The organism is Paraburkholderia sp. HP33-1, from assembly GCF_021390595.1.
In the GTDB taxonomy this organism is placed as follows: Bacteria; Pseudomonadota; Gammaproteobacteria; order Burkholderiales; family Burkholderiaceae; genus Paraburkholderia.
Window position 1 is genome coordinate 2,039,463 of the sequence record NZ_JAJEJR010000002.1, and the last position, 20,321, is coordinate 2,059,783.

Here is a 20,321-nt window from a genome sequence, read left to right on the forward strand (position 1 = left end):
AGATGACGCATCAGCGATACGCTATCTCGCAATAGAGGGTTTACCCTGGAAAAACGCACTGAAAGCTATTTGAAATAAACGGGACGTTCGTTAGAATGACTCCCGTTCTAGGACGAATCCGAAAGAATTCATCTGCGCCTCGCTGTACCGGAGGCAACCTCAACTGGCTGACAACCTCACGCAAATTTCAAAGGCAGTCATCGTTATTCAGTACACCTACTTTAATGGAGAGAAGATCATGAGTCGTCTTACCAACGGAATCGCCGCAACTTTCGTCGCGTTCGGGCTGCTGACCTCCGGCGCTGCGTTCGCCGAGCAGCCGGCCACGGCGGCACCCCAGGTTGCCGAGGCCGCTTCTGCACCGGCGACTGTACACAACGATCCGATCGTTCAGAAGCGAATGGAGATTCGCGAGGCCAACCGCGAACAACGTGCCCAGAGAGCGGAAGCCAGAAAGGTGTTCAGGGCCGAAGCACGCGAGGCACGGCAGCAACGCAACGAGTCGGTCAGTGAGTCCCGCAACCGCGCGAGCGCCGCCTTGGCCGAATCGGCACAACCTGGCACCACGCAGGCCGGCGCAGCGCATACCGCCCAATAAAGTTGCCCGGGCTCGACGATTCGAGCTGCGAACGGTAGCCAATGATCGTCGCAACACTTCCTCATACAAGGTGGCGTCCGCCACCTTCAGTACATTCCCTGCCTCGGCACAGAAGTGCCAGCACTCCAGACCCGTAGCGCGCGGAGCCTCCGCGCGTTGCCGCGTGGTGCGTGCTCAGCGCGCCCGGCAAGCTGCCAGGATGCCTCGCAGCAAATCAACCGGTGGCGGCGGACATCCAGGGATCATCACGTCGACCGGCAAGATCGACGAAACAGGGCCGCACACCGCGTAACTGTCGGCAAAAATGCCTCCCGTGCACGCGCATTCGCCTGCCGCAACGACGAGTTTCGGGGCGGGTGTCGCGTCATACGCGGCGAGCATCGCCGCCCGCATGTTCAGCGTCACTGGTCCGGTCACGAGTAGCAGGTCTGCATGCCTCGGGCTCGCGACGAACTTGATTCCGAGCCCTTCAATGTTGTAGTACGGGTTGTTCAGCGCGTGGATCTCCAGCTCACACCCATTGCATGAGCCCGCGTCGATCTGCCGGATGCACAGCGCGCGCCCGAGCAGATCGAGAATGTCCTGGCGAATCTGCCGCTCCTCGTGGTGCCACGCGTCTTCCGCCGCCGGCGCAGGTTCGTCGGGAAAATCGGTGCGCGCGAATTGCCGGATGAGTTGCCACATCAGAGATCGTGCCCCGCGTAGTTCAGGTTGAACGACTTGTTGATCAGCGGAAAATCGGGAACGATATTGCCGATGATCGCGTGCTCGAGCGCCGGCCAGTTCTGCCACGACGGATCGTGGCAATGGCACCGTGCGATGACGTCACCCGCTGCGATGTCGAGCGCGACGAACACGTCTCCTCGCCACCCTTCCACCCAGCCGACCCCTCGCGCGGTCGCCGTTGCAGGCGTCATGCCGACAACGATGGGGCCATCCGGAAGATCAGCCAGCAGCGTGCGGATCAGGCGCAAGGATTCATCGATTTCGGCAAAGCGCACGGCAACGCGCGCGGCAACGTCGCCACGCGCGTCACTGATCGCTTTGACGGCCAGTTCGTCATACGGAGCGGGTCGCAAATTCGCGCGAACGTCAAACGTTCGACCGCTTGCGCGGGCCGCCATGCCCCGCACGCCGAAATGCTCGACCACTGCGGCGGTCAACTTTCCCGTGCCGAGGAATCGATCCTGCAGCCCGGACTGGTCCTCGTAGACTTTGCGCATGACGTGGACTTCGCGTTCGATCTGTTCGCATTGCTCCGCCAGGACAGCCGCGTCCTCGGGGCGAACGTCGAGCGCTACACCGCCCGGCACGATCCGGTCCATCAGATATCGATGTCCGAATGTGCGGGCATTCATCCTTATCCAGTCCTCCTTGAGCCGGGAGAACTGCGCGAGTCCGAATCCGAACCCGGCGTCGTTCCCGAGCGCGCCGAGGTCGCCAAGGTGGTTGGCCACGCGCTCGCGTTCCAGCAGAAGCGCGCGCAGATACAGTGCCCGCTTCGACAGTGTCGTGCCGGTGGCCTGCTCGAGCGCCATGCAAAAGGCCCACGAGAACGCGACGGTTGAATCGCCCGCAATTCTGGCGGCAACCCGATGACCGCGCGACGCCGGAGTACCCTCGAACAGCCGCTCGACCCCGCGATGGACGTAGCCGAGACGCTCTTCGAGGCGCAGCACCTTCTCGCCGACGACCGAGAACCGGAAATGCCCCGGCTCGATGATGCCGGCGTGGATCGGCCCGACCGCGATCTCGTGCACGCCATCGCCCGCAACCTGCACGAAAGGATAGTCCGCCTCGCTCGACTCGAATGCTTCGACACCCGTCGCCTGCCTTTGCAGCGGGAAATAATCGCTGGGCCAGTTGCCGTGATTGAGCCACGGACGTGTGTCCTCGGCGCCTTGCGCGCGCAGGCCGATCAGATCGAAGATCGCCCGTTGCATGCGAATCGCGCACGGGAAGACGGGGACGAGATCCGGATAGTCCCCACGGGCATCCTGCTTATGCCCGATCGCAAGGCGCACCCACAGAATGCCGTCTTCGCATTCGTACGCAACGTTCATCGAAAAAGCGCCTTCGACTGCTTCGCTGCCCCACATTGCAATGAGGCGCCGCTGCTCTGAGCGCGCCGTGCGCGCAAGCTCGAGCCAGCCCGATTCGTCGGCGTCAACGATGCCCACTGAAATCTGCCCCGCACAGCGCGTGAGTCGGGTGACGGCAAGTTGCATCGATTCGAGTCGCATGCTTCACCCCGCCAGCATGGTCGCGGCCTGGCGATACCACATAGCCAGGTATGGTGGGACATAGAGCCCAAGCATCAGCCCCAATCCTAGATGCACGAATACCGGCAGCGATGCGGGGCGATGCTCAAGCGGTCTTGCTGTGGTCGTTTCACCGAACACCATTCGCTGGACGCGCGCGAAGATCGCCGCGAATGCGACGGCGAGGCCGAGCAGCAGCAAAGGCGCAGTCCACGGTATCGTGTTCATCGCGGTCGTCAGGATCAGGAATTCGCTCGCAAATACCCCAAACGGCGGCAGGCCGAGAATCGCGAGCGCGCCGAGCATCATTCCCCAGCCGACCGTCGGGCTGACCTGCAGCAACCCGCGAATGCCGTCGATCGTCTGCGTGCCTGCCTTCTGCGCCGCATGGCCAACCGTGAAGAAGATGGCCGACTTGACGAGGGAATGGACGGTCATGTGCAGTAGCCCGGCGAACGTCGCGACCGGACCGCCGAGCCCGAACGCGAACGTCATCAGCCCCATGTGTTCGATCGACGAATACGAGAACAGCCGTTTGACGTCCTTCTGCCGGAACAGCGAGAACGACGCAATCAGCACCGACACGAGCCCGAACCCGACCAGCAACCGCCCCGGCAGACCATTGCCGGGCGCGCCGTCCGCGAGCACCTTGCAACGCAGCACCGCGTACAGCGCGACGTTCAGCAGAAGCCCGGACAGCACCGCCGAAATCGGTGTTGGGCCTTCGGCGTGTGCGTCCGGCAGCCAGTTGTGCATCGGCACGAGTCCGACTTTCGTGCCGTAGCCGACGAGCAGGAACACGAAGGCGATCGACACGATGGTCGGGTCGAGGTGTGTCCTGACCGCGGCCAGGCTCGTCCACAGCAGCGCATCGCCATCAGTCAGTTGCCGGCTCGCGGCGAGGTACAGCAGGATCGTGCCGAACAACGCCTGCGCGATGCCGACACCGCACAGGATGAAGTACTTCCAGGCGGCCTCCAGGCTCGCGGCGGTCCGATAGACGCTGACGAGCAGCACGGTCGCGAGCGTGGCGGCCTCCATCGCGACCCACAGCACGCCAAGGTTATTGGTCAGCAGCGCGAGCAGCATCGCGAACATGAAGAGCTGGTACATGCTGTGATAGAGCCGCATTCGCGTCGCCGTCATCCGGCCGCGGGCTTCCTCGATCTGCATGTACGGTCGCGAGAACAGTGACGTCGTCCAGCCGACGAACGCCGTCAGCGCGACGAGGTACACGTTGAGGGGATCGACGAAGAACGCGCGTCCGAACGCGAACGAAGGTCCGTGCTCGACGGTGCGTGCGGCGAGCACGAGCGTCGCCGCGAACGTCAGTAAGCTGAAGCCGACGTTCAGGTTGCGCGCGACATGACTGGGCCGCACGCACGCAAGACACGCGGCGGCCACGGGCGGAATGCCGAGCACGGCGAGTACGACGTGGGCGTCATTCATCTTTGAGCTTCTCGAGGTGATGGATGTCCAGGCTGTCGAACTGCTCGCGGATCTGGAACATGAACACGCCCAGGATCAGAATCCCGACCAGCACGTCGAGACCGATGCCGAGTTCCACGATCATCGGCATGCCGTTGGTCGCGGCCGTCGCGGCGAAGAACAGCCCGTTCTCCATCGACAGGAAGCCGATCACCTGCGGAATCGCCTTCGCGCGCGTGATCATCGCCATGAACGACAACAACACGCACGCGAGCGCAATCCCGAGCGTGCCGCGCGCGGCCGACGTCGCGAGCTGGCTGATCGGCGATGCGACGTTGAACGCGACGATCACGAGCACGATGCCGATCAACAGCGTCGTCGGAATGTTGATGAGCGGCTCGACGTCTGTCTGAATGTCGAGCCTGCGCACGAGCCGGTACAGGATCCACGGAATGACGCCGACCTTCAGCACCAGCGTCAGTCCGGCCGACACGTACAGGTGCGGATCACCCGCCACGAAACCGAGGATCAGATTTGCCAGAACGAGCGCGACACCCTGCAGCGTATAGAGGTGGATCAGCGACAGGATCCGTCGCTGGCTCAGCATCGCGAACGACAACATGAGCAGCACCGCCGCGAGGAAATTGATCAGTTGCGTCGCGTAGCCGTACATTCACGCCCCCAGCAGCAGGTGGACGAGCATCCCGATCACCGCAAGCAGAAACGCGGTCGCGAGGAACTCCGGTACCCGGAAAATCCGCATCTTCGCGTTGGCGGTCTCGACCACGGCGAGCGCGGCCCCGCCCACCATCAGCTTGATGAAGAGTGCCGGCACCGCGAGCACCAGCGCAAGCGGATTACCCGCTGCGGCGATCCCCCACGGCATGAAGAGCGCGAGGCCGATGCATGAATACGCAAACAGCTTCAGGCTGGCCGCCCACTCCATCAGCGCGAGGTGCCGCCCCGAATATTCGAGGATCAGCGCCTCGTGGATCATGGTCAGCTCGAGGTGGGTGGTCGGGTTGTCGACGGGCAGCCGCGCGTTCTCGGCGAGCGACACCAGCGTGAACGCGATGCCGGCGAACGCGAGGCTCGGATAGATCGTCAGTTCGCTGTGCCCGAGCGTCGCGACGATGCTCGTGAGGAGCGTCGACTGTGTGATCAGCGAGGCCGACAGCAACACCATCAGCAACGCCGGCTCCGCCAGAAAACCGATCAGCATTTCGCGACGCGCGCCGAGCGTGCCGAACGCAGTGCCGACGTCCATCGCCGCGAGCGACAGCGCCACGCGCGCGAGCGCAAACAGGCCGACGAGCGCGATCGCGTCCGCGGCGGGCGACAGCGGCAATTCGGTCGACAGCGTCGGCACGATCGCACAGGCGAGCGTCATCGCCGCCCACACGACATAGGGGGCGCCACGGAACACCGGACTTGCGCCGTAGGCGACGACGGACTCCTTGTTGAACAGCTTGTGGAGCATCCGGTACGGCTGCCAGATGCTGGGTGCGCGCCGATTCTGCAACCAGGCGCGGCACTGGTTGATCCAACCCGTGAGCAGTGGCGCGGCGCCCAGCGCCACCACGATCTCGAGGGATTGCGATATCGCGCCGGACACGGTCACCATCGTCTCACCAGCATCAGGAGCAGGATTAGCACGGCGAAGCTGTAGGTCAGGTACACGGCGATCTTGCCCGTCTGCAAACGGCCCGCCCATTCTGCCGCGCGTTGCGTCAGCGCCGCGACGCGCTCGTAGAACGCGGGCCACGTGCGATCAGTGACCGAGACCCGGTAGGCCGGCTGCGTATCGAACGGCGACGGCAATTGCCGTTCGATACGCAGCAGCGGCGCGAAGATCTCCCGGATCGGCTGTCCGAACCCTTCCGCCGTGTCCTGCATCCGCGCGGTCGTGAACGGGAATCCACAACTCCACGGCACTGCCCGTCGCAGTCGACCGTGGTAGAAGCGCCGCACCAGCACCCACGCGAGCCCGCAGCAGGCGATGAAAAACAGCATGAACACGGCTGGCATGTAACTGGCCCGCGCGGCGTTCACGGGCACGAACAGCAGCCAACCGTGGTTGTCCGCGCCGATACCGGCGCCGACGAGCACGCGCGTGACCCGGTCCAGCACCTTGACGACCTGCGCGGGCATCAGCCCGAGCAGCACACCGGCCGCCGCAAACCAGCAGAACGCAAACCGTTCCCATGCATTCGCATCGCGTGCGCGGCTCAGTTTGGCTTCTCTCGGCTGTCCGAGGAACACGATGCCGAAGAACTTGACCATCGTGTAGCCGGCGAGCGCAGCGATCATCGCGATCAGCGCAGCCCCGATCGGAACCGTCATCGCAAGCACCGAATCAGGCAAAGCGGGTGTGAACAGGAAACTCTGCAGCAGGAGCCACTCACCAACGAAACCGCTCAGGGGCGGCAAGCCAGCGCTGGCTGCGACGCCCGCGAGCACGCACCACGCGGTCCACGGCATGAAGCGGATCAGGCCGCCGAGCTTGCCAAGATTGCGCTCTCCGGTGGCGTGCAGCACGGCCCCAGTGCCGAGGAACAGCAGGCTCTTGAATGCCGCATGCGCGACGATCTGGTAGAGCATCGCGGTCAGCGCGAGCGCAGATAAGCCCGTCATCCCATACGCGCGAAACAGCACCGCGAGCCCGAGCGCGACAATCATCAGACCGACGTTGTCGATCGACGAATACGCGAGCAGGCGCTTCATGTCGACCTGGATCGTGCTGAACACGACGCCGAGCAGCGCGGTCCCGACGCCGAGCACGATCAGCAGCACGCCCCACCATGCGATCTGCACGTGCAGCAGGTCGAACACGGTGCGCAGCAGTCCGTACAAACCGACCTTCAGCACGAATCCGCTGAGCAGCGCCGACACGGGTGACGGCGCGGCGGGATGAGCGTCCGGCAGCCACACGTGGAGTGGGAACAGCCCCGCCTTGGCGCCGAATCCGACCAGCGCGAACAGGAACGCGAGCGATGCCCAGAACCCGTCAGGCGACTGCGCACGCATGTTGGCAAACGTGTAGTCGCCAGTGCGCGCCTGCAGAATGCCGAAGCAAAGCAGCAGCGCGAGCGCGCCGACGTGGGAGATCAGGAAGTACAGGTAGGCTGCGCGGCGGATCTCGCCGATCCGGTGGTTGGTCATCACGAGGAACGTCGCGGACAGCGTCAGCGTCTCCCAGGCGACCATGAACACGTACGCATCGTCGGCAATGAGCACGAGCGCGATGCTCGCGATACAAAGGTGGTACTCGAAACAGATGAGCCCTGGCGCAGCCCCTTCGCCCCTACGGAAATAACCGGCGGAAAAGGCGCCGACGCCCGCGCTGACGACGCCCAGCACGAACAGGAAATAGCCGGATAGACCGTCAACGCGCAGGTGGAATGGCAAGCCGGGCAGCCCGATCGGCAGCACCGTGGTGGTCGGTTCGGCAAAGATGCCGGCGAGCCCCGCCGCACCCAGCAGCAGCCCTCCCAGCGCACCGAGCGGAAACAGCCCGTGCGCAACGAACCGCGTGCGATGTAGAACCCCGAGACCCAGCGTGCCGATCGCGAGCCAGCCGGCCACGATCAGCAGGACGAAATGGACCACCGTCACGGGTGCCATCCGGAATGTCTCCAATACGCTCTGATTGGACGAGGAACCTGGAATGAGCCCGGTATCGCGGGCTCATTGCATGCGCATTATGGCATCGAAAGACCAATCTGGATAACAGGACATGATAATGGCGTTATCATGTGAACCACATGTTCGAGGAAATCGGGCGGCCCTGCGGTGCGCGAACCGCCTATCCGCCTTGTCCTTGCTGCCGCTCCGAGCGATTGAGTGAAGATCCTATGCCTGCGCAGTACTTTCGAAGCCTGACGGGAAAACACCGCAGCGCGACGGCAAACCGTCAGCTCGGGTTTTCTCTTGCGTTCGTCGCCGGCGCCACCAATGCCGGCGGCTTCCTCGCGGTCAGGCAATACACGTCCCACATGAGCGGCATCGTGTCGGCGATCGCCGACCAGGCGGCGCTCGGGGACATCCGGCTTGTGTTGGCCGGCATCGGATCGCTGGCATCGTTTCTCGTCGGAGCGGGATGCTCGGCAGTGCTCGTCAACTGGGGGCGCCGCCAAAGCCTGCAAAGCCAGTACGTCCTGCCGTTACTGGTCGAGGCCGCGCTGCTCCTCCTGTTCGGTCTGCTCGGCAGCCACCTCGCGCTCTGGGAAGCGTTCTTCGTCCCCGTCACCGTGATCCTGCTGTGCTTCATCATGGGTCTGCAGAATGCGATGATCACGAAGCTGTCGGGCGCGGAGATCCGTACGACGCACATGACCGGCATCGTGACGGACCTCGGCATCGAGCTGGGCAAGCTGTTTTACTGGAATCGATCGACGCTCGTTGCCGACGCGCACGCGGTCATCGCCAACCGCGCGAAGTTGAAGATCCTCGGCACGATGCTCGCGTCGTTCTTCGTGGGCGGCCTGATCGGTGCAATCGGTTTCAAGCATGTGGGCTACGTGGCGACCGTGCCGCTCGCCGGCGCACTTGTCACACTCGCGATCGTGCCCGTCGTCGATGATGTGCTGACCTATCTCTATCGGTTTGACCGTCGGCAATGATTTGACGCGAGGTGGGGCGAATCCTGCCGCGAAAGCGGCCAAGCGCCACCTTCTCACCGTGCCGTCGAAAGCAAATGCATTATAATTTGGTTAGCATATTCGCCGACCCGTCCCCGCAATGGAAACGAAAACCGCACGCCTGACCGTCCTGATCGACCCCGCCAAGAAAGAAGCATTTGAAATGCTCTGCTCGGCGCAGGATCTGACGCCATCACAAGTCGTACGGCAGCTGATCCGCGAATATCTCGAGCGTCACGGCGTGACCTACAAGACCAAGAGCCCGCTCACCAAACGGGTGAAGTGAAGCGCGGGCTGAGGCCTCGCGCCGATCAATCGCCGATTTCCCAGTGCGCTTGCCCTTGCGCATGCCAGATCAGCCGCTTCGGATCGAGGCGCTCTCCTTCTTTCAGGTGCCGGGCAGTGGCGGACAGCTTGAGTTCGCCGGAAAAGGCAAACGAGAGGGCGCGCTCGGACAGGACTCGTCTGGATGGCAAACGATGCGCGCTTTTCCAGGCGAACGCGACGAAGTTGCTGTCGTCGCCGCACCGAACGATCGTATACGAAGCGCCGAATACGGATTTCAGCCGCTCGAGGTGCTGCGGTAGCGCCGGATCATCGTCCGTGAAGTTGATCACGAGGACGCCCGCCTCGGTCAAGCGCTCGCGACAGGCGGAGAAAAATGCGATGTCCGCACATCGGCTCGCCATCCCTTCCGAAACAAAGGCGTCAAGCAGGATGACATCGGTCCGGATGTCGTCCTGCGTCACGTAGTCCGCGCCGTCGGCGCACACCACCTTGAACCGCGCGTCGTCCGCCGGAATCCTGAACACATCACGCAGCGCAATCACCTCGGGGCTGATCTCGACTGCTTCGATCGCGACCTCGGGCAGATGCCGATAGCAATACTTCGCCAGCGATCCCCCGCCCAGCCCGATCATGCAGATTTGCCTGGGTGCCGGATGCAGCAGCAAAAACCCCATCATCGCGCGTGTATAGCCGAGCGTGAGCCTCTCGGGATTCCTGAGCGACATGAAGCTCTGAGTGGCGAAGTGATCGAAGTGCAATGACACTGCGTGCTGCGTCTCCAGCACAACTGGTTGCCCGTCACTGATTGGCGTCGACAGGAATTTGACGAACGCGTCGTAAGATGTTCGATCCTCAGCCATTCTCAGTATGCTCGGGTAGCCAATCAGACCTTCTTCAGGAAACAGGCCTTGAGCATGAAGCTGCCGGCGTCCGTCTTGCAGTCGATTTCGTGATCGCCACCGACGATCCGGATGCTCTTCACCTTGGTGCCCATCTTCAGCGTGATCGACGAGCCCTTGACGCGCAAATCCTTGATCAGCACGACCGAATCACCGTCCGACAGCACGTTGCCGTTGGCATCCTTGACGACGTTACCCGCGGGTTCATCGCCCGCGTCGGCGCCAGCGTTCGCCGGCCATTCGTGACCGCAGTCCGCGCACACATACAGCGTGCCGTCCGGGTAGGTGTTTTCCATTGCGCATTGCGGGCATGAAGGGGCAGCGTTCATTGCAGCTTCCATTGGAACATTTCGAGTCAGTCAGTAAGAAAACAGGCGAGCAATCCGCCTCGCCAGAGCCGGCCGCCGTGCCAGCGGTCCAGCAGCGCACACATTATTATAATGCAATACACATGCTCTTGCCCCTCGATTATAATTTGACGTTCACCGCCTTTAATCGGAATTGGGGGCAATATCGCTGAGAATGTCGACATGTTTGAGATGGATGGCGCGTTACTGTTGCCAGATCGGCGCCCTGTAACGCTGCGGGAAATCGCGGGAAGCCGGGGCCTCGTTGTCGCGGGCGTCGGGCGTGGCGGCGAACGAGGATTCCAGATGGTTCACCGCCTTCATGACGTGGGAGAACAGCTCGCAGCGGCGGGCATCCATCTGGCGCTCGTCTATCCGAGGGAATCGAGCCGGCATGTCATGGATCCGATTTCGGTTGCCAGTGCGCGGTTGCGGCACCATCCGCGTCTGCTTCTCGACGCCGACGGCCATTGTTTCAAGCAAGGCGTGCCGCCTCGATCGCTGCGCGTGGTGTGCCTGAGCGGCGAACTGAGACGACTCGCAGGCATCGAAATCGATTTGCGCGACGCGACGTGGGAAATTGAATTTCGGGCGTTTCTGACGGAGCGCCAGATCGGCTAACAATGACTAGAATATGAGCATGGTCGCATTCCAGAAGGAGGCTGCCATGACTCAGTCAGTGATTAGCTTTTGGGTTGGCATTGTCGTTCTCGCTGTCATCGCCCTGGCATTGACCCGTCGCTACAGGCGCGATCACCCGGGAGAGAGCATGAGCCAGTGGCTCGACACACACCATATGAGCTGGATGCATCGTAAGCACTAGCTAGCGGCGTGAACTGACGCCGAGGAGCGCGCGCAGGAAGGCGGCGCAATTCCTCGGCGTTATACCTGCGCCGGCGCGGAAATCTCACTCCGCGTGTGGCGTCAAATCACGAACTGCGCTGTCGTGGAAGGCGCAAACAGTTCGTCGATGGTCATTAGCCGTTCAGACAGTCCTTGCGTATGGTGATAGCGCAAGAATGCGTTGAGTACGGCTTCATTGCCGGGTACACCGTAGCGCCAGAAGTCTTTGCCAAGCACGGCGACGGTCTCTTCGTATTCACTCGCAAGCCAGGGCAGCGTCGTCTTCAACGCGGCGAGTTCGCTCAGTTCCCGCTGCGCGTGGTTCTTGGCCAGAGTAAACGCTTTGAAGACGCTCGCGGCCAACCAGGGATGACGCTCGACCAGTTCATTGTGAATGCCGACGACGTGCATGATCGGAAAGATGCCCGTTTTTGCGTAATAGAACTTCTCGGTTGCGCGGAAGTCGGGAAACAGACGCACGATATCGGGGTGGCCGTTGATGAACGCACTCGGCGCGCGCGGCGCCACGATGCCGTCGATCCGTCCTTCGACGAGCCACTGGTTGAGCGTGGCGTCCGACGGAATCGGCTGGATGTCGATCCCTGCATTGTTTTGCATCGCCACCTTTTCGTGACGTCCAGGCTCCTCGACACCGCCGGTTCGCCAATGGATATCCGACGATCGCACGCCGTACTCGTCCTCCAGAATGCCGCGCACCCACACCGGCGCGGTCAGCTGAAACTCGGGCACGCCAAGGGTTTTACCGATGAGGTCGCGCGGCGCAGTGATGCCGCGATCGCGCCGCACGTAGATCGCGGAATGACGGAACATCCGCGACAGGAACACCGGAATCGCCGTATAGGGCGACTTCCCGCGCGAGCGCAACATCGTGTAGCTGCTCAGCGATAGCTCTGCGACATCGAATTCGGACGATCGCAATGCGCGAAAGAAGGTCTCCTCGACAGGAAGCGGCAGATAGTTCGGGTCGCAGCCTTCGATCCCGATGCGGCCATCGAAGAGTGCGCGTGTGCGGTCGTAGTCCCAGCACGCGACGGTGAGAGGCAGCTTCATCGTGTTCCTTTGATAGTTGAATGTTCTTTCCAATGGCCGGCTCAATGAGCGGCCGATCCGATCTGGACGGGAGCGGAGTCGGTGGCCCTCGCGGGATGACGCGAGCGGTAGATGGCCAGCGCAAAAACGCTGGTCGCCGCGATAACCACCGGCACCGCCACAGCGCCGAAAATCATCTTTGCTTCCCAGTGCGCGGCCAGCATCGCACCGCCGATCATCGAGCCGACAATCGAGCCGACGCGTCCCATGCCCAGCGTCCACGCCACACCTGTCGCGCGGCTCGCGGTCGCGTAATAGCCCGCCGACAGAATGTTGGTGCCGGTCATCGTGCCGCCGGTGCCGACCCCGGTCACGAAGAGCGCCAGCAAAGCAAGGCCGGGCATGCCGGAGAGATGGCCGAACGATGCGAGACTGATCGATGCACAGACGAACGCGCCGCACAGCACATATTGCGGGTTCATCCGATCCATCAGCACGCCGAGCAGAATGGCGCCAAGGCTGTTGCCGGTCAGATAGAGCGCCGTCATCAACGAAGCGTTATGGAACGACACGCCGCTTTGCTGGATCAGGATCGGCAGCCAGTTGCCGAGGAAATAGATGACTAGCAGCGCCATGAACGCGGTGGTCCAGAGCAGCAGCGTGCCGCCGCCGATACCGCGACCGAGTAATTGCTTGATCGGCAAGCCTTGCACCCGTCGCTCTTCAAGCGTGATGGTGACGTTCTCGAGATCGGCGTCGGGCGCGATCCTTTTCAGAATCGCGCGGGCCTGCTCCTGCTTGCCGCCGCGAGCGACCAGGTAGCGCACGGATTCGGGCAGCCAGCGCGCGAGCACCACGACAAGCAGGAGCGGAAGCACGCCGCCGAGCACGAGCATCGACTCCCACCCGAACGCGCCGATCATGCGCGGCGCGAACAGCCCGCCCAGCGCGCCGCCCGCCGCGATACCGCAGCCGATCGGCGCAACCAGCGTCGAGCGCAGACGGTCAGGGCAATATTCGGCCGCGAGCGTATACGCATTCGGCATCGCGCCGCCAAGCCCGAGGCCAGTCAGGAAGCGCAGCGCGATCAGCATGCCGATCGAGTCGGCCTTCGCGGACAGCAGGCTGAACAGCGCGAACACCGTGATCGATGCGATGAGCGTCGGCTTGCGTCCGAAGCGATCCGCGACCGGACCGAAGATGAAAGAGCCGAGCGTGAGGCCGAACAGACCCGCGCCGAACATCGGTGCGAGCTGCGCGGGAGCCGCGCCAAAGTGAGCCTTCAACGCGGGCGCGATGTAACCGACCACCACCGTGTCGTAGCCATCCAGTACCAGAATCGCAAAGCAAAGCAGGAACGTGACCACCTGAAACCGCGATAACCGCCGTTCATTGATCAGGTCATGTAAGACCAGCCTGCGGGTATTGCCCGCCTCGTGTTGCGTATTCATCTTGTCTCCTTGTGCCGTTTGCGGCTCGTTTTAGTTGTTGCAGTCTTGTGTTGCGCGACAGCCATCTGCTGGATGGTCTCCGAAATGCGGCGTCCGATATCGGCGACCATCGCGCCTTCCTGCTGCACACGCTGCGCGCTGTAATCGTCGAGCGAGCGCACCACGCTGATGCTCCCGGTCACCTTGCCGTCTGCTGCGAAGACCGGTGCGGCGATCGCGAACACGCCCTCGTCCAACTCGGCGAGCGCGAGTGCATAGCCCTGTTTGCGAATGCCGGCGAGCGCCTTTCGATATTCCGGCCAGCTCGCGCCGAGCGTCGGGGTTCGCGCCTCTTCCTGGTTCTCTAGGTAGAGGCGCATCAATTGCCGGTCGGACAGCCAAGCGAGCACGGCTGTCGATGTCGCGCCGCGCAGGAGCGGCGTCGGGCATCCGCGTCGATAGCTCACATCCTTGTCGAGATGACCGTATTCGCCGATTGCGACGACACGGTCGCGGAAAAGCCGGCACAGGTGCCACTTTTGCGCGGCGGCGAAGGGCGGCAGATCGGCTTCGACGGTTTGCATCGCGACCAGCATCGGGTCCGACTCCTCCAACTGCCGATTGAGCTGGATGATGCGCGGCCCCAGGCTGTAACGCCCGGTCGCGACCGGTGCCAGCAGCCCTGACGCGGAAAGCTCACGGATGTAGCGATAGACGGCCGAGCGCGTGAAACCGAGCGCGTCGGCGAGTTCATCCGCGGACCACACCGGGCTGCTCCCGGTGAACTGATCGAGTAACGACAGCATGCGTTCCAGGCTCGAGTTCTTCCCCTGGGATTCGTCGACTGTTTCGACTTCGGGCTGGGTCCGCGCGCGCTGATTCACCATACGATATTTGGCCGATATAGGAATTCAGCAATATTTCTACAATATAGAAATAATGTTAATCAGGGAAATGCCTGGGGGTGACGAGCGGCCGCTACCGGGCTCAACGCCTTAAGAAATTCGTTGTACATGCATTCAGATTTCCAACGTCTGATGCTCACACAAAGCGCAACCTTCCAATTGATATAGATAGCGTTACTAACAAATGAGCTTCACGCTGTCGCGCATCTGTGAATGGGAAAATGCCGTATTGTGGATTCTCTCGAACGCGTTCAAGATCGAATTGCTCGTGTTCCGCACGCGCAGATCAACCATTCAGCGGTTAGAAAGATTCGACATCACGGTGAGGGAGAACCCTATGACAACACCAAGTCGTGTCCCCGCTTTCAGTCGGCGCGCCGTACTCAAGGCGACTGCTGCAACAGCCGCACTGCAGTTGGCGGCGCCCTTCATCATCAAGGCACGCGGCGAGGCTCCGTTGCGAATCGGCATGGTCGATCCGATGACGGGCGTTTATGCTGCGGTAGCACAGAATGAAGTGACGGGCGCGAGGCTTGCCGTTCAGCAGATCAATGCCCAGGGCGGCATTCTGGGACGGCCCGTGGAGCTCATGGTTGAAGACTCGGCAAACGACGTCGGCACCGGCGTGCAGAAGGCGCGCAAGCTGATCGAACGTGATCAGGTCACGTTCCTCATCGGCGACGTGAACTCCGGTATCGCCCAGGCCATTTCCCAGGTCAGCAATGAGAAGAAGGTGCTGCATATCGTTTCGGGCGGCCACACCGATACGATCACGGGCGTCGACTGCAAGTGGAACGTCTATCGCGTCTGCAACACGACCAGCATGGAGGCGAACGCCGTCGCGAACCTGCTGTTCACCAAGTACGGCAAGAAGTGGCATTTCATCACACCGGACTACGCGTTTGGCCACACGCTGCAGAAAGCCGCGGCCGCGGATCTGCAGAAGCTCGGTGGCACGATGACCGGCAACGAGCTCACCCCGCTCGGCACGACTGACTTCTCCGCCTATCTGATCAAGGCGCGCGCGGCGAATCCCGACGTCCTGCTCGTACTCCCGCAAGGCTCCGACATGGTCAACTGCCTGAAGCAGATTGCCCAGTTCGGGATCGGCAAGGATATTCACGTCGCCGGGCTGCAGCAGGAACTCGAATCGCTCGAGGCGATGCCGCCGGAGGCGCGTGTCGGCATCTGGATGTTCGAGTGGTACTGGAAGCAGCCGGGTGTGCCGGGAGTCGAGAAGTTCGTGAGCGACATCCGCAAGGTGAACGGCGGCAAGGTTCCCACCGCGCGTCACTGGTTCGGCTATACATCGGTGCATACTCTTGCCGCCATCGCCAACAAGGAAAAGACGCTCGACGCCAGAAAGCTCGCCGAAGCGCTAGGCGGCTTCGAATTGGCAGACGACGTCAAGTTGCAGCCGAACAAGTGCTACTACCGCAAGGGGGATCACCAGCTGATGACGTCGTCGTTCGTGGGCGAAGCGCTATCCCAGCCGGCCGGCGACCCGGAAGACCTGTTCCGCGTAGAACGCGTGGTTGCGGGTGACAAGACCGCACCTCCCGAGAGTGAAACCGGCTGCAAGCTGCAGTGGCCCTCCTGATAGCGCAAACGCCCAGGCGGGATCGTCGGGCGTCATAACAAGAATGGTGGGCGATGACTCAACTGCTGCTGTTCAACGTCACCAACGGGCTGATCATCGGCGCGTTTTACGTGCTGATGGCTCTCGGCTTATCGCTCATTCTCAACCTGAGCAATGTCATCAACTTCGCTCACGGCGGATTCCTCGTCGCCGGCGGCTACGTTGCCTATACGATCACGCCCTACGTAGGCTTCTGGGGCGCGCTGCTGATCGCGCCGCCGTGCATCGCGCTGATCGGTTTGGCCATCGAACGGCTGCTGATCCGGCGAGTCTACGGGCGTGACCCGCTCTACAGCCTGCTCCTGACGTTCGGTCTTGCCTTCATCTTCGAGGACGGCACCCGTTTCATCTGGGGCGCGCAAGGCAAACCGGTGACCATTCCGTCCGTGCTGTCCCAGCCCTTGAGCAACACGCTTTTCTTCATCACCGGCTATCGCCTCTTCATGGTCGCCACGGTGGCGGTGACAGTGGCGCTGCTCTTCGTCCTGCTACGCTATAGCCGGCTCGGCATCCGTATCCGCGCCGGTACCCTCGACCTCGAAACCGTGGCAGCGCTCGGCATCAACGTGGGCAGGCTGCGCTCGTTCAATTTCGCCGTCGGCGCCTTTCTCGCCGGTCTGAGCGGAGTGCTCGCCGCCGGCCAGCTTGGCCTGGAGCCGACGATGGGAACGGGGCTCCTGATGCCAAGCTTCATTGCAATCATCGTCGGCGGAGTTGGCAGCCTCACCGGCACGCTGCTCGGCGGCTTGCTGATCGGCGTCGCCTCCGGCATCACGGCCGTGTTTCTGCCCGCGGCAAGCGAAGCGATCATCTACGTGATGATGGCCGTCGTGCTGCTGTTGCGCCCACGCGGCCTGCTCGGCGAGGAGGGCATGCTGACATGAGCGAAGCGCGACAGACGAGGCACCGCAAACTGCTGACGCTCGCGGCGATCTGGGCCGTGCTGTTGCTCGCCCCGTACTGGATGCCGCCGCTCGGCGGCTACACCGCGCTTGGCACACGGGTGCTCGTGCTGGGTCTCGCCGCAATGTCGGTCAACTTTCTGCTCGGCTTTACCGGCGTGCTGTCCTTCGGTCATGCCGCGTATTTCGGGCTGGGTGCGTATGGCGCTGGCCTCGCGCTGAAATTCGTTGCGCCGAGCACGCTGCTCGCTCTTCTGTGCGGAACGCTGCTCGGTGGGATCGCCGGCGCGCTGCTCGGTGCGCTTTGCGCGAAGCGGCGCGGCGTCTATTTCGCGATGGTCACCATCGCCTTCGGACAGGTCTTCTACTACATCGCATTCCAATGGAGTTCGTTGACAGGCGGCGACGACGGTTTGCGCGGATTCTCGCGCGTTCCGCTTCACCTTGGCATCACCACCATCGACATCCTCTCGAATGCCAATGCCTTCTATTACTTCGTGCTGTTTTGCCTCGCGCTGATAGTGGGTCTGATGGGCTTCATCCTGCGCTCCCCGTTCGGGCGCACGATGATCGCAATCCGCGAAAATGAACGGCGCGCGCGCTTTCTCGGCATTCCCGTCGATCGCCATATCTGGATCGCTTTCACGCTCTCCTGCTTTTTCATGGGATTCGCCGGTGCGCTCTATGCTCTCCTGAACAATTTCGCCGATCCGCGCGGGCTGCATTTCAGCCAGTCTGGCGACTTCGTGATGATGGCGGTGATGGGCGGCATGCGCAGCCTGTGGGGGCCGCTTCTCGGCGCCGCGGTGTTCGTCGTGCTGCAGGACTATCTGTCGAGTATCACCGTCAACTGGATGTCGTTCGTCGGCATGCTGTTCATCGCGATCGTGCTGTTCTTCCCCCGCGGTCTGCTCGGCTTTGTCCGGCGCAGGAGCGATTCATGAGCGTTCTCGAAGTCAGGCACGTGAGCAAGCGCTTCGGCAGCCTCGCTGCGGTGCGCGACGTCTCGCTCACCGTCGACGAAGGCGAATTGCGCGCCGTCATCGGACCGAACGGCGCCGGCAAGACCACTTTCTTCAATCTCATCAGCGGCTTTTTCCCGCCGACCACGGGATCGATCCTGTTCGACGGACAGGACATCACGGCTGTCCCGGCGCATCGGCGCGTCGCGAGCGGCATCGCCCGCACGTTCCAGATTACCGAGATCTTTCCCGAACTCACGGTGTTCGAAAACGTGCGCATCAGCGCGGAGGTTGCGGCTGGACTCCGCTTGCGATCGTGGGTCGGCCGCACCGAAAAAATACGGGTGCGCGAGCGTGTCGAAGAAACACTGGAACTCACCGGACTAGCCGCAAAAAGCGACCGGCTGACCGGTGAACTCGCGCACGGCGACCAGCGCGTTGCGGAAATCGCCATGGCGCTGGCGCTGCGGCCCCGTCTGCTGTTGCTCGACGAACCCACCGCCGGCATGGGCGGCGAGGAGACCAACGAGATTACGCAGCTGATTCGCCGTCTGCGCAGCGGCGGCCAATTCACAATCGTGCTGATCGAGCACGACATGCGCGTGGTGTTCCATCTTGCCGACCGGATTACGGTGCTCGACCGGGGCGCGCTCCTCGCCGAGGGCGCGCCGGCGGAAATCGCGGCGAACGAGGTCGTGCAGGCGGCGTATCTGGGTGACGTGACATGAACACAGCACTTACCGCCGAGGAACTGCATACCTATTACGGCAAGAGCCACATCCTGCACGGTGTGAGCCTTGCGGTCGAGGAAGGCCGGATCACGGCATTGCTTGGCCGCAACGGCGCGGGCAAGACCACGACGCTGCGCACGCTGATGGGTCTGACACCCGCACGCCGGGGGCGCGTGACGATCTTCGGCGCGGATACGACACGCTGGCCGACCTTCCGGATCGCCGCGAGCGGCGTGGGCTACGTCCCCGAAGGACGAAGAATTTTCGCCAATCTCAGTGTCGAAGAAAATCTGCGTGTGCCGCTTGTGCGCAGCGGGCCCTGGACGATCGCGCGAATCTACGAGCTGTTTCCACGGCTTGCCGAGCGCAAGGAAAGCCGCGGACGTCAGCTTTCCGGCGGCGAACAGGAGATGCTGTCGATTGCCCGCGCGCTGCTGCTCAATCCCCGGCTGCTGATTCTCGATGAACCCTCTCAGGGCCTGGCTCCTCTGATCGTGCGCGAGGTGTTTCGCGTCGTGTCGCAGATGCGCGACGAAGGGATTTCCGTCCTGCTTGTCGAGCAGAACGCGCACATGGGGCTCGAGATTGCCGATCATGCCTATGTGCTCGACGATGGCGGCATCGTCTATGCCGGCCGTTCACGCGACCTCGCCGCCGATGAAAGCCGTGTTCGCGCGCTGACCGGTGCAAGTGCGGAGGATTGATCGAGTTCGCCTACACCATGATGAATCCGTGCCGCATGCCGAGCATCACCGCTTCGGTGCGGTTGGTCGCGCCGAGTTTGCCGAAGATCGAGGAGAGGTGAAATTTCACCGTGTTGTCCGAGATGTCGAGTTGCCGCGCGATCTCCTTGTTGCCGAGTCCGTCGGCGAGCATCGCCAGCACTTCGATCTCTCGTGACGTCAAGGCTTCGAACGGTTCGCCGGATGCCTTCTGACGCGACTGTCCTGTTCCGGCCAGCAGCCTCGCGAGGATGTCGGGCGACAGCACGCAAAGGCCTGCGGCGACTGCTTCGATGGACAAGACGATTTCGGCTGGCATCGCGTTGCGCGGCAGGATAGCCGCCGCATCGGCGGGCAACGCATCGAGGATCCAGTCGCTGTCCGGGTCGTCGCTCAACAGGACGAGCGACGGTGACGCGTGCGAGAGTTCGAATAGCGTCTTGAGCGCGTCGCTCGCCTCCGGCGCGATGTCGGTGACGACGACATCCGGCACCGATCCGGCGAGGCAATCGACCAGCTTTTCGGCGTCGGCTGCGCTACCCAGGAACTCAAGTGCCGGGTTCGCCTCGACAAGCGCTTGCAGGCTTGCGCGCTCTTGCGACGATGCCGCAATCACCGCGACCCGCACCGGCCCCATGCGTATCCTGTGTCCATCCGACATTTCGCCGCTTCCCGG

21 protein-coding genes are annotated in these 20,321 nt (G+C 62.6%); 9 read left to right on the plus strand and 12 right to left on the minus strand.

What is annotated here, in order from left to right; translation table 11 throughout:
* Window positions 1-238 precede the first annotated feature (238 nt).
* The gene (locus tag L0U81_RS25265; RefSeq protein WP_233806923.1) at window positions 239-598 is read left to right on the plus strand and encodes a hypothetical protein; all 360 of its coding nucleotides are present in this window, start codon (window positions 239-241) and stop codon (window positions 596-598) included.
* A gap of 174 nt (window positions 599-772) precedes the next feature.
* Here L0U81_RS25265 and L0U81_RS25270 read toward each other — a convergent pair whose 3' ends face one another.
* The 6 genes from L0U81_RS25270 to hyfB are packed head-to-tail and all read right to left on the minus strand — an operon-like array spanning window position 773 to window position 7,911.
* Window positions 773-1,282, minus strand: a complete 510-nt coding sequence (locus L0U81_RS25270; RefSeq protein WP_233806931.1) for an NADH-quinone oxidoreductase subunit B family protein — start codon at window positions 1,280-1,282, stop codon at window positions 773-775.
* Window positions 1,282-2,841: a hydrogenase large subunit gene (locus L0U81_RS25275; protein ID WP_233806933.1), complete on the minus strand. Its 1,560-nt coding sequence runs from the start codon at window positions 2,839-2,841 to the stop codon at window positions 1,282-1,284. Before L0U81_RS25275 ends, L0U81_RS25270 begins: the two co-directional genes overlap by 1 nt.
* Before the next feature lie 3 nt (window positions 2,842-2,844).
* Window positions 2,845-4,308 (minus strand): hydrogenase 4 subunit F, encoded by a 1,464-nt coding sequence (locus L0U81_RS25280; protein ID WP_233806941.1) that lies wholly within the window; start codon window positions 4,306-4,308, stop codon window positions 2,845-2,847.
* Complete coding sequence (locus tag L0U81_RS25285) at window positions 4,301-4,960, minus strand: formate hydrogenlyase (protein WP_233806943.1); 660 nt, start codon at window positions 4,958-4,960, stop codon at window positions 4,301-4,303. Before L0U81_RS25285 ends, L0U81_RS25280 begins: the two co-directional genes overlap by 8 nt.
* Window positions 4,961-5,911 (minus strand): respiratory chain complex I subunit 1 family protein, encoded by a 951-nt coding sequence (locus L0U81_RS25290; RefSeq protein WP_233806945.1) that lies wholly within the window; start codon window positions 5,909-5,911, stop codon window positions 4,961-4,963. It lies immediately after the preceding gene.
* Window positions 5,905-7,911: a hydrogenase 4 subunit B gene (gene hyfB, locus L0U81_RS25295; RefSeq protein ID WP_233806947.1), complete on the minus strand. Its 2,007-nt coding sequence runs from the start codon at window positions 7,909-7,911 to the stop codon at window positions 5,905-5,907. The genes L0U81_RS25290 and hyfB overlap by 7 nt, the downstream gene beginning before the upstream one ends.
* 230 nt (window positions 7,912-8,141) lie before the next feature.
* On the opposite strand from hyfB, the gene L0U81_RS25300 reads away from it, so the two are divergent.
* Window positions 8,142-8,909: a YoaK family protein gene (locus L0U81_RS25300; RefSeq protein ID WP_233806949.1), complete on the plus strand. Its 768-nt coding sequence runs from the start codon at window positions 8,142-8,144 to the stop codon at window positions 8,907-8,909.
* Between the two features lie 118 nt (window positions 8,910-9,027).
* The gene (locus L0U81_RS25305; RefSeq protein ID WP_230562120.1) at window positions 9,028-9,213 is read left to right on the plus strand and encodes a ribbon-helix-helix domain-containing protein; all 186 of its coding nucleotides are present in this window, start codon (window positions 9,028-9,030) and stop codon (window positions 9,211-9,213) included.
* Window positions 9,214-9,238: 25 nt separating this feature from the next.
* On the opposite strand, the gene L0U81_RS25310 is transcribed toward L0U81_RS25305, so the two are convergent.
* Together L0U81_RS25310 and L0U81_RS25315 are read right to left on the minus strand one after the other, a co-directional pair.
* Window positions 9,239-10,075: a spermidine synthase gene (locus tag L0U81_RS25310; protein WP_233806951.1), complete on the minus strand. Its 837-nt coding sequence runs from the start codon at window positions 10,073-10,075 to the stop codon at window positions 9,239-9,241.
* Between the two features lie 23 nt (window positions 10,076-10,098).
* Window positions 10,099-10,443, minus strand: coding sequence for a zinc ribbon domain-containing protein YjdM (locus L0U81_RS25315; RefSeq protein ID WP_233806952.1), 345 nt, complete (start codon window positions 10,441-10,443; stop codon window positions 10,099-10,101).
* Between the two features lie 210 nt (window positions 10,444-10,653).
* Between L0U81_RS25315 and L0U81_RS25320 the strand changes: the two genes are divergently transcribed.
* On the plus strand, window positions 10,654-11,082 hold the full coding sequence (locus L0U81_RS25320) for a hypothetical protein (RefSeq protein WP_233806954.1): 429 nt from the start codon (window positions 10,654-10,656) through the stop codon (window positions 11,080-11,082).
* A 303-nt stretch (window positions 11,083-11,385) separates the two neighbouring features.
* On the opposite strand, the gene L0U81_RS25325 is transcribed toward L0U81_RS25320, so the two are convergent.
* The 3 genes from L0U81_RS25325 to L0U81_RS25335 are packed head-to-tail and all read right to left on the minus strand — an operon-like array spanning window position 11,386 to window position 14,671.
* Window positions 11,386-12,375: an ABC transporter substrate-binding protein gene (locus L0U81_RS25325; protein WP_233806956.1), complete on the minus strand. Its 990-nt coding sequence runs from the start codon at window positions 12,373-12,375 to the stop codon at window positions 11,386-11,388.
* A 41-nt stretch (window positions 12,376-12,416) separates the two neighbouring features.
* The gene (locus tag L0U81_RS25330; RefSeq protein WP_233806958.1) at window positions 12,417-13,805 is read right to left on the minus strand and encodes an MFS transporter; all 1,389 of its coding nucleotides are present in this window, start codon (window positions 13,803-13,805) and stop codon (window positions 12,417-12,419) included.
* On the minus strand, window positions 13,802-14,671 hold the full coding sequence (locus tag L0U81_RS25335; protein WP_233806960.1) for an IclR family transcriptional regulator: 870 nt from the start codon (window positions 14,669-14,671) through the stop codon (window positions 13,802-13,804). Before L0U81_RS25335 ends, L0U81_RS25330 begins: the two co-directional genes overlap by 4 nt.
* Before the next feature lie 355 nt (window positions 14,672-15,026).
* Between L0U81_RS25335 and L0U81_RS25340 the strand changes: the two genes are divergently transcribed.
* The 5 genes from L0U81_RS25340 to L0U81_RS25360 are packed head-to-tail and all read left to right on the plus strand — an operon-like array spanning window position 15,027 to window position 19,627.
* On the plus strand, window positions 15,027-16,289 hold the full coding sequence (locus tag L0U81_RS25340; RefSeq protein WP_233806962.1) for an ABC transporter substrate-binding protein: 1,263 nt from the start codon (window positions 15,027-15,029) through the stop codon (window positions 16,287-16,289).
* Window positions 16,290-16,342: 53 nt separating this feature from the next.
* Window positions 16,343-17,212, plus strand: coding sequence for a branched-chain amino acid ABC transporter permease (locus tag L0U81_RS25345; RefSeq protein WP_233806964.1), 870 nt, complete (start codon window positions 16,343-16,345; stop codon window positions 17,210-17,212).
* Window positions 17,209-18,174: a branched-chain amino acid ABC transporter permease gene (locus L0U81_RS25350; RefSeq protein ID WP_233806966.1), complete on the plus strand. Its 966-nt coding sequence runs from the start codon at window positions 17,209-17,211 to the stop codon at window positions 18,172-18,174. The genes L0U81_RS25345 and L0U81_RS25350 overlap by 4 nt, the downstream gene beginning before the upstream one ends.
* On the plus strand, window positions 18,171-18,920 hold the full coding sequence (locus L0U81_RS25355; protein WP_233806968.1) for an ABC transporter ATP-binding protein: 750 nt from the start codon (window positions 18,171-18,173) through the stop codon (window positions 18,918-18,920). Before L0U81_RS25350 ends, L0U81_RS25355 begins: the two co-directional genes overlap by 4 nt.
* Entirely contained in the window at window positions 18,917-19,627 is a 711-nt protein-coding gene (locus tag L0U81_RS25360) for an ABC transporter ATP-binding protein (RefSeq protein WP_233806970.1), read from the plus strand. The genes L0U81_RS25355 and L0U81_RS25360 overlap by 4 nt, the downstream gene beginning before the upstream one ends.
* Before the next feature lie 10 nt (window positions 19,628-19,637).
* On the opposite strand, the gene L0U81_RS25365 is transcribed toward L0U81_RS25360, so the two are convergent.
* On the minus strand, window positions 19,638-20,306 hold the full coding sequence (locus tag L0U81_RS25365; RefSeq protein WP_233806972.1) for a response regulator transcription factor: 669 nt from the start codon (window positions 20,304-20,306) through the stop codon (window positions 19,638-19,640).
* Window positions 20,307-20,321 lie beyond the last annotated feature (15 nt).